Consider the following 13,798-nt stretch of genomic DNA (forward strand, 5'->3'; position numbering starts at 1 on the left):
TTGCTCATAAAATTTAAAAATAAGTCTTTATCATTTCAAAGATATATCTTTTACTTTACTGTTATTAGATTTTCTTTCGTTTAACGAAATTGATTTTCCAGTACAACAGTCAAATCGTATCTTCTATTGACTTTCAGAAGAGGCCCGCTTAATAAAACTGATATTTTAATACGAACGGCAATGCAAATTTCTTCTTACTTTTACTTTGTATAAATTATGATGGAAAAATGAATCGTCCAATACGAATACTTGTTGCCAAAGTTGGCCTTGATGGCCATGATAGAGGAGCAAAAATCATAGCCACTTCACTAAGAGATGCGGGAATGGAAGTAATTTATACAGGCCTCAGACAAACACCTGAAATGGTGGTTAATACCGCTCTTCAGGAGGATGTTGATGCTATTGGCGTTTCCATTTTATCTGGTGCACACATGACAGTTTTCCCCAAAATTATGCAGTTTATGAAGGAAAAAGGTCTAAACGATGTCTTAGTAACTGGAGGTGGGATTATTCCTGAAAATGACATGAACGCACTCCATTCAATGGGGGTTGGTAAGCTTTTTCAACCTGGCACAAATACTCAAGAAATCGTATCTTATATTAGCAATTGGGTGAAAGAAAACCGAAATTTTTAAAATTCGAATAGCTAAAACCCTTCATTTAAATCAATTATATTATGGATTTGACCAACCTACTTGTAGAAACACGCGACCGCATTTTATACATTACTATCAATCGTGAAAGTAAATTAAACGCTTTAAATAAACTAACTCTTGCCGAGCTTCATGATGTAATTACACAATCTTTTCATGATGATGCTGTTGGAGGAATCATCATCACTGGTGCTGGTCCCAAAGCATTTGTTGCAGGTGCAGATATCTCCGAATTTTCTGATTTCAATTCGGATGAGGCAAGAGAACTGGCACGCGAAGGTCAAACCAAAGTGTTTGACGTAATTCAAAACAGTGAAAAACCAATTATTGCAGCAATTAATGGCTTTGCCCTTGGTGGGGGATTAGAACTCGCCATGGCCTGCCACATTCGGGTAGCCTCTACAACAGCAAAAATGGGACTTCCAGAGGTCAGCCTAGGTTTAATACCCGGCTATGGTGGCACTCAACGATTAAGTCAGCTAATTGGCAGAGGAAGAGCCTTAGAAATGATTCTAACAGCGGATATGGTCAAAGCGGATGAAGCCTACAGAACCGGTTTGGTAAATCATACCGTTGAACCCGATCAACTAATCCCCAAATCAGAGGAAATACTTAAGAAAATGATGAGTCGCTCACCCTTTGCCATAGGATCAGCCATTCGAGCAGTAAATGCTGCCTTTATTGAAGGTGAAAATGGATTTGAAGCAGAAATTACTGAGTTTTCAAATTGTTTTGGTTCCGACGACTTTAAGGAAGGTGTTTCTGCATTTTTAGAAAAAAGAGCTCCCGAATTTAAAGGAAAATAGTATTTCTGTCTTTTTTCTAGGCAAGACTCTTTATTACGAGTGTAGAAAATATTTCCCAATTGTTAATAAAATTTATAAATTCGACCTGGTTTAGTCTATCCCAAATTAAAGGCTAGGCATTTACTATGAATAAAATATTAATAATTGACGATGAGGTAAACATCGGCATACTTCTTTCTAAGTTTTTAACAAGAAATGGATTTGAGGTTAGTACAAGCACTAGCGGTACAAATGCCCTTGAATTAATGACTAAGGAGTCTTTTAACCTAGTTTTATGCGATTATAGGCTTGAAGATACCGATGGGAGAGAAATATTAAGAACAATTAAGAATACCTATCCTAATACAGGAGTTATCATAATAACTGGATACTCAGATATCAAGCTAGCCGTTGAACTAATAAAAATGGGAGCTTATGATTATATCACCAAGCCTCTTTATCCAGATGAAATACTGAATACCATTAATAAGGCTATTGAAACACAAAGGCTTATTAATCAGGCTAATAGTGAGCCTCTAGAAACAGAAAAAGATGGCAAAGTAGAGCTGGCTGTAATGCCAGAAGAATTTGTAGTTGGTAAAGGCTCCGCATCGCAAGAACTCTTAAAACAAATAAAGCTTGTTGCTCCTACAAATTTTAGTGTGATTTTAAATGGAGATAGCGGAACAGGTAAGGAGTCTGTTGCTAAAAGCATTCACTTCAATAGTAAACGTAGAGATATGCCTTTTATTGCTATGGACTGCGGTTCATTAACAAAAGATCTTGCGGGAAGTGAATTTTTTGGTCATGAAAAAGGCTCATTTACTGGCGCGCTCTATACCAAAATTGGTCATTTTGAAATGGCAAATGGCGGTACTCTGTTTTTGGATGAGGTTGGAAATTTATCCTATGAAATTCAGGCCGCACTTCTTAGAACTGTCCAAGAACGAAAAGTTAAACGAATTGGTAGCACAAGCGAAATACCCCTTGATGTTCGCATTATTGTTGCAACCAATGAAAACCTGAGTGATGCCATTCAAAAAGGTAGGTTTAGAGAAGATCTTTTCCACCGCTTCAATGAATTTAACATTGTTGTGCCTCCACTACGTGAAAGAGGTAAGGATATTTTAATTTTTGCGGAACATTTTCTAGAGCAAACCTGTGAGGAGCTCAATAGAAAAGTGCCCATTTTTTCAGTTGAGGTTAGCGAATGTTTATTAGGCTATAGCTGGCCGGGTAATGTTCGCGAGCTTAAAAACGTAATCAGACGTGCGGCTTTATTAAGCGAGGGAAATGTAGTCCAGTTAAAGGCCCTACCACTCGAAATCTCTACTTTTTCGAAAGGTACAGACCTAGAAATTACACTTGAAGCAAAAATTGCTAAAAACTCCAACAAGTACGACCTCAAAAATGCCGCATTAGAGGCAGAATACGAAACCATCTTACAAGTATTAAAAGAGGTAAATTTCAACAAAACAAAAGCTGCCAAAATTTTAAATATTGATAGAAAAACCCTCTACAATAAAATGAAATTAATAAATCTGGAATAAAACCGAAAAGCCTTAAAACCTAATCATTTATTTGTTGTTCTATTAATAGTATAAATTGAATGATAATCAGGTGGCAGACAATATTGGCTTGATTATTGGGTTAATATCTTAGGATTTATAATTGCATATAGCTACGAACATCAATCCCTAATTACTTGGTTTATATGCATTTACTAAATTAATTATGCCTAAGGTTTATAATTTTAGATTTAGAGAGAAATAGTAAATTTTATAATTTTTAACCAAAAAGAAGATCATGAGCGATAACACAAAAGTTTTAGCAGCCTTGCTAGCAGGAGTAGCGGCAGGAGTAGCAATCGGAATTTTATTTGCCCCAGATAAGGGATCAGACACCCGCGATAAATTAACAGATTCTCTAAAAAATCTGGGAAATAGCATAAAAGATCGAGCAGCGGATGAAATAAATAATTTAAGTAATTTCAAAGAAAAAGTTGTTGACGGCATAAAATCAACCATAAAAACAGCAGAAAAGGAGTACTCAAAAACTCGCCACGACTTTGATTCGGCTTTAGATAAAACAGAAGGGGATTTAAATTCGATAATAAAATCTTAAATTTAAATTCTTATGGAAGAAGAATTTGAACATCAAAAGCTTATTGAAAAGGTTACCGACTACGTAAACGTTCGTAAAGAGCTAACACTACTCAAGACTGTTGATAAAGGATCGCAAATATTTGCCAATTTCTTAAGCGATATCCTCGTGCTGGTATTTGCAATCCTAGCATTCTTGTTTGGTAGCTTTGCTTTAAGTTTTTACCTATCCGAGATTTTGGGAAACTCATACAGTGGATTCCTAATTGTTGCCGGATTTTATTTGCTAGTGGCGATTATTCTAAATTCCATTAAAGACAAATACCTCGAAAAGAAGATTATGAATGTCATCATCGCAAAGTTTTTCAGAGATAGGAAATGAGAGCTAAAATTCAAAACATAGACGATTTACGAGCGGAGATTCAGCGTTTAGGTCAGGTCCGGGTAGAAATGGAGACTGACCTTAAAATTGAAGCAGAAAAAATCACGGCCAAAATCAAGGCCCCTTTCCTTCTTTTAAATAAGTTAAGTCAGTTTTTAGGCATTAGCAAAGGAAAAGAAGATGGTAAAGATGATGGCGATTGGGTATCAAGTATCTTCCGTATCGGATTACCTGTATTGATGAATAAATTTATTTTTCCGAAATCTGGTTTTCTCATGAAAGCGCTTTTAGCATTAGTCACACAAAATGCGGCAAAAGCTTTTAACAAAGATTTCATGGGTAAAATGATAGATAAACTAAGTGATTGGCTAAAAAAGCGTGGTGATAAAAGTAAAAAAGATCCAGAAATGGCAGATTATGGAATTCCACCAGATAGTGAAACATATTAAAAAAACCCCTTTTGATGAATCAAAAGGGGTTTTTTTATGCATGGTTTTTAAGGAAATCTTGATAAACAAGCTTTATTCCTTCTTCTAATTCTATTTGATGTTTCCAGCCCTTAGCATGAAGTTTTGAAACATCCATCAGCTTGCGAGGTGTGCCATCAGGCTTTGTGGTATCAAAAACTAAATTGCCTTCAAAGCCAATAACCTTCTGAATTAATAAAGCCAAATCCTTTATGGAGATATCGCTACCTGTACCAATATTTATAAAGCCAGTCTCATTGTAATTTTCCATTAAATAGAAACAGGCATTTGCTAAATCATCAGAAAATAAAAATTCACGCTTCGGACTCCCAGTACCTAAAATTGTGACCTCCGAAGCAGAATTTACCTTTGCCTCGTGAAATTTTCGAATTAAGGCTGGTAAAACATGTGAATTTTGAGGATGATAATTATCACCATAACCGTATAAATTGGTTGGCATTACCGAAATAAAATTGCAGTCATACTGTTCGCGATAAGCTTCACACATTTTAATTCCCGCAATCTTGGCAATAGCATAAGGCTCATTGGTAGGCTCGAGTAAACCGGTAAGTAAATACTCCTCTTTTAGGGGTTGTGGTGCCATTTTAGGATAAATACAGCTCGATCCCAAAAACATAAGCTTCTTAACTCCATGAACGTACGACTGATGAATAACATTCATTTGAATAGCCAAATTTTCATAGATAAAATCAGCCTTATAGGTACTATTTGCCAAAATACCACCCACTTTTGCAGCGGCCAAAAACACATAGTCGGGCTTCTCCATCGCAAAAAAATCGGCAACAGCCTGCTGATTTCTAAGATCAAGCTCCGCAGAAGTTTTAACCAGTAAATTAGTATAGCCCTCGGCTTCCAACTTACGTAGTATGGCAGAACCCACCATCCCTCGGTGCCCTGCAATATATATTTTTTGTCCTTTTTCCAATATTATAGAGTATTGAAGCAAAGATAAATTATTTTTACAGGCTTTAAGACATGAAATGGGTAAGGACAAACTAAAACGCTTTGCTGAGATCGCTACTTTTGATAATGTGATCGAGCTTGATAATGGAAAAATATTAAAAAGCCAATGGGCACAAACGCATTTTAAGAATAACAATCCAGTAATTCTTGAATTGGGATGTGGAAAAGGCGAATACACCGTAAATCTGGCACGTCTTTTTCCGGAAATTAATTTTATTGGTGTTGACTATAAAGGAAATAGGATATGGAGGGGAGCCAAAACAGCCATTGAAGAGAATATTCCCAATGTTGCCTTTTTAAGAATCCAAATAGAAAATCTATTGGATTATTTTACTGAAAAAGAAATCACTGAAATCTGGATTACTTTTCCCGATCCTCAACCTCAAATTAGCAGAGAAAAGAAAAGACTCACATCCCCAAGATTTTTAGAGAAGTACAAAACAATCTTAAAAAAGGGGGGACCTATTCACTTAAAAACGGATAGCGACCTTTTATATGCCTATACAAAAGAAAAAATTGAAGAATTAGGATTAAAAGTACATGTAATTACCAACGATCTTTATAAATCTGATTTGGTAGATGAAGTGCTTTCAATCAAAACATATTATGAGAAGAAGTATCTTGCTCATGATAAGAACATTAACTATTTAAAGTTTAGCTTCGAATAAATGGAGGAACTTGGTTTTTATGATCAGGTTTATCAGGTAGTTAGGCTGATACCCAGTGGAAGGGTGAGCTCCTATGGTGCCATTGCATCGTATTTAGGCAGCAGAGGCTCAGCAAGAATGGTAGGTTATGCCATGAATGCAGCGCACAGCGTCTTCCCACCGGTGCCAGCACAAAGAGTAGTGAATAGAAATGGTTTACTAACTGGTAAATTCCATTTTGGCTCTGAAAATTTGATGCAGCAACTATTAGAAAATGAGGGTATTCGGGTTGAAAATGATAAAATTGTAGATTTCAAAAATATCTTTTGGGATCCTTCAATTGAACTTGACATGAACAAATAAAAAATAAAATTATAAGGATATGGGAAAAATGGTCGAAGAATTCAATGCTTATCGCACAAAAATGAATGACCGCATCATGGAAACAGCAGACACCAATATCAAGCGATTTTTAGCACTTGATACCACTTGCTATGCTGATGGCGCACTCAATGTAAAGACAAAAGAAATGCTTGGTCTTGTTGCATCTATGGTTTTACGCTGCGACGATTGTATAAAATATCACCTCGGCAAATGCCATGAAGAAGGAGTTAGCCATGAGGAAATGAATGAAATATTTATGATTGCAAACTTGGTTGGTGGATCAATTGTTATTCCCCACTACCGTAGAGCACTCGAATATTGGGATGAACTTCACGAAGCTTAAAAAAACCGATATTTGAACGCGCTGTAAATTCAATTAGCTTTCTACCCTATAATAAATATTAAATTGGAATCGGATAAAAAATCAATCAGGTGCACATGGTGCGGTTCTGATTCTCTTTATGTAAAATACCATGATGAGGAATGGGGCAAGCCTATTTATGATGATCAAACTTTATTTGAATTTCTTATCTTAGAGAGCGCACAGGCGGGATTAAGCTGGATTACAATCTTAAGAAAACGTGAAAATTACCGAAAGGCATTTGCTGGTTTTGATGCTCAAAAAGTTGCAAGCTTTTCCGAATTGGATGTAGAGCGATTATTGCAAGATGAAGGGATCATTAGAAATAGATTAAAAATTATTTCATCCATAAAAAATGCCAAATTGTTTTTAGACATACAAAAAGAATATGGTTCATTTTCAGAATTTATTTGGGGATATTTACCTGATAAAAAGCCAATTATAAATAATTTTTCTGATCATAAATCTATGCCCGCTCGTACAGAAATTTCTGACCGCATCAGCTCAGACATGAAAAAACGGGGCTTTAAATTTTTTGGAACTACCATCTGTTATGCATTTATGCAGGCTACAGGAATGATAAATGATCATATTGAAGGCTGTATAGCCAGATAAAAACGGGATGATTCCCAAAATAAAAACACCAATGAAAAAACTATTTCTTCTAGATGCTTTTGCACTAATATATCGGGCACATTTTGCGCTAAGTAAAAATCCTAGGTTCACTTCTAGCGGACTAAACACTTCAGCCATAATGGGTTTCACAAATACCTTACTTGAGGTTCTCAAAAAAGAAAATCCAAGTCACATGGCCGTAGTATTTGATACCGCAGCACCAACTGAGCGCCACACCGATTTTGCCGATTATAAAGCACATCGCGAAGCAATGCCAGAAGATTTATCGGCCGCAATTCCATACATCATCCGATTAATTGAAGGTTTTAACATTCCTGTAGTTTTTGCTGATGGATACGAAGCCGACGATTTGATAGGAACATTAGCTAAAAAAGCCGAAAAAGAGGGTTTTACAGTCTATTGCATGACTCCCGATAAGGATTTTGGACAGCTAGTTTCTGAAAATATTTTCATCTACAAACCCGCAAGAATGGGAAATGGAATGGAAATTTTAGGAGTGAAAGAGATACTTGAAAAATGGGAAATTGAACGTGTTGATCAGGTAATAGATATTTTAGGCCTTTGGGGCGATGCCGTAGATAATATCCCAGGAATTCCTGGAATTGGTGAAAAAACCGCTAAACTACTCATTAAGCAATATGGCTCCATTGAAAATATCATCAAAAACAGTCACGAGCTGAAAGGTAAATTAAAAGAAAACGTTGAAAATTTTGCTGAACAAGGGCTAGTTTCCAAAAAACTTGCCACCATCCTGCTTGATGCCCCAGTAGAACTTGATGTAGATGCTTTACATATTGATGAACCTAATCGCGAGGTCCTTGAAGCCTTATTTGCAGAGCTTGAGTTTCGTACACTTGGCCGTCGTGTTTTTGGTGAAGACTTCCAAGTTGCCGAGGTAAAATCGGCGGCAGCCATGAACGGACAAATGGATCTTTTTGGATCAAACAATGATAATCCTGGGCGCCAAGACTCAAATCAAGAAGATACAAAGCAGAACGATACTCCTGTAAGCTTCAAAAACATAAATAATACCACACACCATTACGTCTTAGTGGATAGCTCCGAAAAAAGAGCCGCGCTAATTGAAGAACTAAATTCACAAAAAGCCATCTGTTTTGATACAGAAACTACTGGATTAGACGCTAATGATTGTGAGCTTGTGGGACTTTCATTCAGCGTAAAACCAGGTGAGGGTTGGTACCTCCCCCTACCTGCTGATCAAGAAGATTGTAAAAAATTAATCAATGAGTTTAAGTCGCTTTTTGAGAATCCTCAAATCGCAAAAATTGGACAGAACATCAAATATGATATTTTAGTCCTAAACTGGTATGGTATTCATGTTCAAGGAGAACTATTTGATACCATGCTTGCCCATTACCTTATCGACCCAGATTCTAGACATAATATGGATCTGCTAGCCGAAAATTACCTTCAATATACTCCGGTAAGTATTACAAGCCTTATCGGACAAAAAGGTAAAAACCAAGGCAGCATGAGAGATATTGACGTGGAATTGGTGAAAGAATATGCTGCAGAAGATGCAGACATTACGCTGCAATTAAAAAATACTTTTGAGCCATTGCTTAAAACATTAAATGCTTGGAAGTTGGCAATGGAAGTTGAAAATCCACTCGTTTATGTCTTAGCAGATATTGAGCGGGAAGGTGTAAAAATTGATCAAAACGCACTTGCAGAGGTTTCAAAAACTCTTGAAATTGATTTAAGACAGTTAGAACAAAGTATTTACGAAAAGGCGGGTGTGAAATTTAATATCGCCTCTCCTAAACAGTTGGGTGAAGTGCTATTTGATAAGCTAAAGCTTGATCCATCAGCAAAGAAAACAAAAACCGGACAATACCAAACCGGTGAGGATGTTTTAAGTAAGCTTGCTAATAAAAGTGATATTGTTGCCGATATTCTTGATTTCAGACAAATCCAAAAGCTTAAATCAACCTATGTGGACGCACTTCCACAAATGATAAACAAGAAAACTGGGCGAATCCATACCTCTTATAATCAGGCAGTTGCAGCTACTGGAAGATTGAGTTCAAACAATCCTAACCTGCAAAATATTCCTGTACGTACAGAGCGTGGAAAAGAAGTTAGAAAAGCTTTTATTCCTAGAGATGAAAACCATGTTCTACTTTCTGCCGATTATTCACAAATTGAATTAAGAATTATTGCAGAAATCAGCGAAGACGAAAATATGATGGAAGCCTTCGTTCAAGGCCATGATATTCATACCGCCACTGCAGCCAAGGTTTACGGTGTTAGTCTGGAAGAAGTGACCTCCACACAAAGAAGAAATGCAAAGGCAGTAAACTTTGGAATTATTTATGGGCAGTCGGCATTCGGACTTTCGCAGAACCTCGGCATACCACGAAAAGAAGCTGCAGAAATCATTGAGAACTACTTCAATACCTATCCTGGAATAAAACAATACATGAGCGATACCATGAACTTTGCAAGAGAAAATGGATATGTGCAAACAATTATGGGTCGCAGACGTTATCTACGAGATATAAATTCGGCAAACCAAACGGTACGTGGTTTTGCAGAGCGAAATGCAATAAATGCACCAATTCAAGGATCGGCGGCAGACATGATTAAAATTGCGATGATTCGTATTCATCAAGACATCATTGATCAAAAGCTGAACTCTAAAATGACCATGCAGGTTCATGACGAATTAGTGTTTGATGTACTGAAATCGGAAACTGAACAAATGAGGAAAATCATTCAAGACAGAATGCAAAATGCAATTCAAATGAAGGTGCCCATTGTAGTAGAGATTGGAGAAGGTTCAAACTGGCTGGAAGCACATTAAACGAATTTGAATTTAATGAGCTAGAAAGCCAAAGGCATCGCATTCATAAATTAAGCGTGTGGCATGGAGAAATCTAATGCTATGAACACAAATGGTATTAACAGCACGATACAGTTGTTATTGACATTTCCGCTCATAGCCGCGGGGGCCTTTCCGGATCAAGTCCGGAATGACAAAACGGATCAAGTCCGGAATGACAAAAAGAATCAAGTCCGGAATCACAGCAGCGTCAAGTCTAGAAGGGTAAAGTTTGGTAAGACAGGGGAATGCCTTTATTGTCTTTCCGGGCCTGAACCGGAACGGAAGAGAGGTGGGGAAAAGACAGTGCTTTTATTCCTGCTAAATAATGAGATTTTTTAGATACCTGAATGAGATTTCTCCACTCATCACGTTCTTGTTTAGATTCACGGTGCCAGCGGAGTGTTCGAAATGACGGGCTAAAGTCAAGCCACCACCGCGTCATCTCGAACATGCGAGTCAAGATGTGTTATTTAAGATTAACGTGTGGCATGGAGAAATCTCATGCTATTATAAATTAACTTCAAATGTACCTGGGTTTAGGCGTCATGCTTTTTCCCTCAACAGCTCTGTTAAACTGTCATCCCGAAACCTGCCCTTCAGCAGGTGAGGGACCTTCGCTTTCTTAGCACAAGACACCCCTTACCCAAACCCTCTCCTTCCAATCCTGTCCTTCCAGGGCCCCGACCCGGAACAAATCCCCCAAAAAATTGTTATACCCCCAAACCAATACCATGAATGTAATCCACCTTAGCGCAGAATGCTACCCAGTCGCCAAAGTTGGCGGACTAGGAGATGTTGTCGGTGCCCTACCAAAATACCTCTGCAAAGCAGGAGTAAATGCCTCAGTAGTTTTACCCTATTATAATCGCAAATTTGTTCAAGAAAACTCATTCGACCTCGAGTTTAAATCAAGCATAAATGTTGGAAAGCAAGTTTTTGATTACCAAATTCTAAAAGAAAGCAAAGGGCAACTCGGTTTTGATTTATTCTTAATTTATATCCCCAGACTACTCGACCGCCCCGAAATTTATTCCTACCCCGATGAAATTGAACAGTTTATAGCTTTTCAAATATGCTTTCTTGACTGGATCGTTAAATCGGGAAATAAGCCAGATATCATTCACTGTCATGATCACCACACCGGACTCGTACCATTTTTAATTTTACATGCATATCCCTTCAAATCACTTGCAAACATAGCCACGGTTTGTACCATTCACAATGCAGAATATCAAGGCTGTTTGGGCTGGGACAAAATAGACCTATTGCCCGAATTTGACCGTAGCAAATCCGACTTACTCAATTGGGATACTTGCATTAATTCACTTGCTACATCAATTAAATGTTCTAAAAAATTCACTACGGTATCCCCATCCTATCTTGAAGAACTTTCGCAAAAATCGAGCGGACTTGAAAGACTATTTAAAGAGCAAAAGCAGAAAGGTTTAGGAATAATAAATGGGATTGATACAGAGGTTTGGGATCCAGAACAAGATCATTTGATTTATAAAAACTATTCTATCGAAACGCTTATTGAAGGTAAAGAACAAAATAAAAAACAATTATGTGAAGGTTTTGGATTAGAGCCCCAAAAACCATTATTTATTTTTATCGGGCGATTGGTAACAGAAAAAGGCGCAGACCTCTTAGCCGAGACGATAAATACCAGCTTGGAAACCTTGAAAGACCAATTAAATATACTTGTCCTTGGCTCAGGAAACCCAATTACCGAAAAAGAACTAAGTAAAATTAAATCAAAACATAGCAAACATTATGGCCTTCATATTGGTTATAATGAAGAACTAGCGCATCAAATGTATGCTGGAGCAGATTTCTTGCTTATGCCATCAAGGGTTGAACCCTGCGGTTTAAACCAACTTTATGCCCTCCGATATGGAACAATTCCTATTGTTCATAAAACTGGAGGATTAAAAGACACAGTAATTGATATAGAAAACAAAGAGGGCTATGGATTAAGCTTCGAAACACTATCCATCGAAAACATCGTCCATTCCATTGAAAGAGCTATTTCGCTATTTGCAAATCGCGAAAAGCTTGTAAAAACAAGGAAAAAAATGATGGCATTGAACTTTTCTTGGGATAAGTCAAGCAAGGAGTACATCAAACTATATGAAAATTTATTAAGCGGGTAAAATGAATTCGAAAGTGATAACAGTAGTGTTAGGTGGCGGACAAGGTTCGCGTTTGTATCCATTAACAGATACCCGTTCAAAGCCTGCAGTACCCATAGCTGGAAAATATCGCTTGGTGGATATTCCTATTTCAAACTGCCTTAATTCTGGAATCGAACGGATTTTTGTCTTAACCCAGTTTAACTCGGCTTCCCTCAATAAACACATCAAAAACACCTATCATTTTAGCTTTTTTAGCGAAGCATTTGTAGATATCCTGGCGGCCGAACAAACTCCCGGAAATAGCACTTGGTTTCAGGGTACGGCCGATGCGGTAAGGCAAAGTCTTAATCACTTAGAGCAACATGAATGTGATTATATTTTGATCCTTTCTGGCGATCAATTATACCAGATGGATTTTAATGAGATGATTAAAAACCATGAGAAAAATGGGGCCGACATCAGCATCGCCACCATTCCAGTCCATGAAAATGATGCCAGCGATTTTGGGATTTTAAAATCAGACGAAAATAACATCATCACCTCCTTCATCGAAAAACCCAAACAAGAAGTACTCCACGATTGGAAATCAGACGTTAGCGAAACATTGAAAGCGAAGGGCAAAGAGTATTTAGCCTCCATGGGGATTTACCTATTCAATAGAAATTTACTGTTTGAGCTACTCGAAAATAATACGAGAACTGATTTTGGGAAAGAAATAATACCACAATCCATCGCTTATCACAAAGTACTGAGCTATCAATTTGAAGGATACTGGACGGATATTGGAAATATCAACTCCTTCTTTGAAGCAAACATTGGCTTAACAGATGATATCCCCGAATTTAACCTCTTCGAAAGAAAGCCCATTTTTACCCGAGCTCGGATGCTTCCCCCCTCAAAAATTCTAGGTACCACCCTCGAAAAAACTATTGTTGCCGATGGCTGCATCATTCACGCCAGCCGCATTGAACGTAGCGTAATTGGCATCAGAACCCGCATCGGGACCGGTACCACCATTGTAAACACTTATGTAATGGGTGGCGATCGCTATCAAACCCTCAAAGAATTACAAGAGTCTGAAGAGTCACAAACACCCATCATGGGCATTGGCGAACGTTGCTATATCAAAAATGCCATTATTGATAAAAACTGTTTCATTGGCAACGATGTCCGCATCAATGGGGGTACGCATCTAAACGACGGCGATTTTAAAACTCATACCATTAAAAATGGTATTATCGTGGTCAAAAAAATGGCGGTGATTGCAAATGGGACGATTATTTAGGGGGGCGCGGAGTTAAAAAATATTAATTTGAATTAAGAGGAGTTTGGAGAGTACTGATATTTATAAGATGATTTTTTAAATTATAGGATAGTGGTGATTTTTATCAAGTTTTTTTACTGACCCGATATA

14 protein-coding genes are annotated in these 13,798 nt (G+C 37.5%); 13 read left to right on the forward strand and 1 reads right to left on the reverse strand.

Translation table 11 applies throughout. From position 1 onward, the window contains the following. Positions 1-227 precede the first annotated feature (227 nt). From QZ136_RS01380 to QZ136_RS01405, 6 genes are all read left to right on the forward strand, one after another. Complete coding sequence (locus tag QZ136_RS01380; protein ID WP_291399534.1) at positions 228-635, forward strand: cobalamin B12-binding domain-containing protein; 408 nt, start codon at positions 228-230, stop codon at positions 633-635. A 41-nt stretch (positions 636-676) separates the two neighbouring features. Beyond that, positions 677-1,459, forward strand: a complete 783-nt coding sequence (locus QZ136_RS01385) for an enoyl-CoA hydratase-related protein (protein ID WP_291399535.1) — start codon at positions 677-679, stop codon at positions 1,457-1,459. Between the two features lie 125 nt (positions 1,460-1,584). After that, positions 1,585-2,988, forward strand: a complete 1,404-nt coding sequence (locus tag QZ136_RS01390) for a sigma-54 dependent transcriptional regulator (protein ID WP_291399536.1) — start codon at positions 1,585-1,587, stop codon at positions 2,986-2,988. A 256-nt stretch (positions 2,989-3,244) separates the two neighbouring features. Continuing rightward, the gene (locus QZ136_RS01395; RefSeq protein WP_291399537.1) at positions 3,245-3,562 is read left to right on the forward strand and encodes a YtxH domain-containing protein; all 318 of its coding nucleotides are present in this window, start codon (positions 3,245-3,247) and stop codon (positions 3,560-3,562) included. 12 nt (positions 3,563-3,574) lie between these two features. Next, on the forward strand, positions 3,575-3,922 hold the full coding sequence (locus QZ136_RS01400) for a phage holin family protein (RefSeq protein WP_291399538.1): 348 nt from the start codon (positions 3,575-3,577) through the stop codon (positions 3,920-3,922). Next, positions 3,919-4,371, forward strand: coding sequence for a hypothetical protein (locus tag QZ136_RS01405; protein ID WP_291399539.1), 453 nt, complete (start codon positions 3,919-3,921; stop codon positions 4,369-4,371). Before QZ136_RS01400 ends, QZ136_RS01405 begins: the two co-directional genes overlap by 4 nt. Positions 4,372-4,405: 34 nt before the next feature. Here the strand turns inward: QZ136_RS01405 and QZ136_RS01410 are convergent, their stop codons facing one another. Next, positions 4,406-5,335 (reverse strand): GDP-L-fucose synthase, encoded by a 930-nt coding sequence (locus QZ136_RS01410; RefSeq protein ID WP_291399540.1) that lies wholly within the window; start codon positions 5,333-5,335, stop codon positions 4,406-4,408. Positions 5,336-5,390: 55 nt separating this feature from the next. Here QZ136_RS01410 and trmB point away from each other — a divergent pair, with 55 nt between their 5' ends. The 7 genes from trmB to QZ136_RS01445 all read left to right on the forward strand — a co-directional run bounded on the left by trmB (position 5,391) and on the right by QZ136_RS01445 (position 13,669). After that, positions 5,391-6,041: a tRNA (guanosine(46)-N7)-methyltransferase TrmB gene (gene trmB, locus QZ136_RS01415; protein WP_291399541.1), complete on the forward strand. Its 651-nt coding sequence runs from the start codon at positions 5,391-5,393 to the stop codon at positions 6,039-6,041. Further along, positions 6,042-6,383, forward strand: a complete 342-nt coding sequence (locus QZ136_RS01420; RefSeq protein WP_291399542.1) for an MGMT family protein — start codon at positions 6,042-6,044, stop codon at positions 6,381-6,383. Between the two features lie 19 nt (positions 6,384-6,402). Next, complete coding sequence (locus tag QZ136_RS01425) at positions 6,403-6,747, forward strand: carboxymuconolactone decarboxylase family protein (RefSeq protein ID WP_291399543.1); 345 nt, start codon at positions 6,403-6,405, stop codon at positions 6,745-6,747. A gap of 63 nt (positions 6,748-6,810) precedes the next feature. Then, the gene (locus QZ136_RS01430) at positions 6,811-7,380 is read left to right on the forward strand and encodes a DNA-3-methyladenine glycosylase I (protein WP_291399544.1); all 570 of its coding nucleotides are present in this window, start codon (positions 6,811-6,813) and stop codon (positions 7,378-7,380) included. Between the two features lie 31 nt (positions 7,381-7,411). Further along, on the forward strand, positions 7,412-10,228 hold the full coding sequence (gene polA / locus QZ136_RS01435) for a DNA polymerase I (protein WP_291399545.1): 2,817 nt from the start codon (positions 7,412-7,414) through the stop codon (positions 10,226-10,228). 752 nt (positions 10,229-10,980) lie between these two features. Further along, positions 10,981-12,402, forward strand: a complete 1,422-nt coding sequence (locus QZ136_RS01440; protein WP_291399546.1) for a glycogen/starch synthase — start codon at positions 10,981-10,983, stop codon at positions 12,400-12,402. A gap of 1 nt (position 12,403) precedes the next feature. Next, positions 12,404-13,669: a glucose-1-phosphate adenylyltransferase gene (locus QZ136_RS01445; RefSeq protein WP_291399547.1), complete on the forward strand. Its 1,266-nt coding sequence runs from the start codon at positions 12,404-12,406 to the stop codon at positions 13,667-13,669. The last annotated feature ends 129 nt before the right edge of the window (positions 13,670-13,798 follow it).

It is taken from the genome of Daejeonella sp., from assembly GCF_017495225.1.
Classification (GTDB): Bacteria; Bacteroidota; Bacteroidia; order Sphingobacteriales; family Sphingobacteriaceae; genus Daejeonella.

Bases quoted from the DNA above. Each gene is read 5' to 3' on its own strand.
- QZ136_RS01380 (WP_291399534.1), top strand. From the start codon at position 228: ATGAATCGTCCAATACGAATACTTGTTGCCAAAGTTGGCCTTGATGGC.
- QZ136_RS01385 (WP_291399535.1), top strand. From the start codon at position 677: ATGGATTTGACCAACCTACTTGTAGAAACACGCGACCGCATTTTATAC.
- QZ136_RS01390 (WP_291399536.1), top strand. From the start codon at position 1,585: ATGAATAAAATATTAATAATTGACGATGAGGTAAACATCGGCATACTT.
- QZ136_RS01395 (WP_291399537.1), top strand. From the start codon at position 3,245: ATGAGCGATAACACAAAAGTTTTAGCAGCCTTGCTAGCAGGAGTAGCG.
- QZ136_RS01400 (WP_291399538.1), top strand. From the start codon at position 3,575: ATGGAAGAAGAATTTGAACATCAAAAGCTTATTGAAAAGGTTACCGAC.
- QZ136_RS01405 (WP_291399539.1), top strand. From the start codon at position 3,919: ATGAGAGCTAAAATTCAAAACATAGACGATTTACGAGCGGAGATTCAG.
- trmB (WP_291399541.1), top strand. From the start codon at position 5,391: ATGGGTAAGGACAAACTAAAACGCTTTGCTGAGATCGCTACTTTTGAT.
- QZ136_RS01420 (WP_291399542.1), top strand. From the start codon at position 6,042: ATGGAGGAACTTGGTTTTTATGATCAGGTTTATCAGGTAGTTAGGCTG.
- QZ136_RS01425 (WP_291399543.1), top strand. From the start codon at position 6,403: ATGGGAAAAATGGTCGAAGAATTCAATGCTTATCGCACAAAAATGAAT.
- polA (WP_291399545.1), top strand. From the start codon at position 7,412: ATGAAAAAACTATTTCTTCTAGATGCTTTTGCACTAATATATCGGGCA.
- QZ136_RS01440 (WP_291399546.1), top strand. From the start codon at position 10,981: ATGAATGTAATCCACCTTAGCGCAGAATGCTACCCAGTCGCCAAAGTT.
- QZ136_RS01445 (WP_291399547.1), top strand. From the start codon at position 12,404: ATGAATTCGAAAGTGATAACAGTAGTGTTAGGTGGCGGACAAGGTTCG.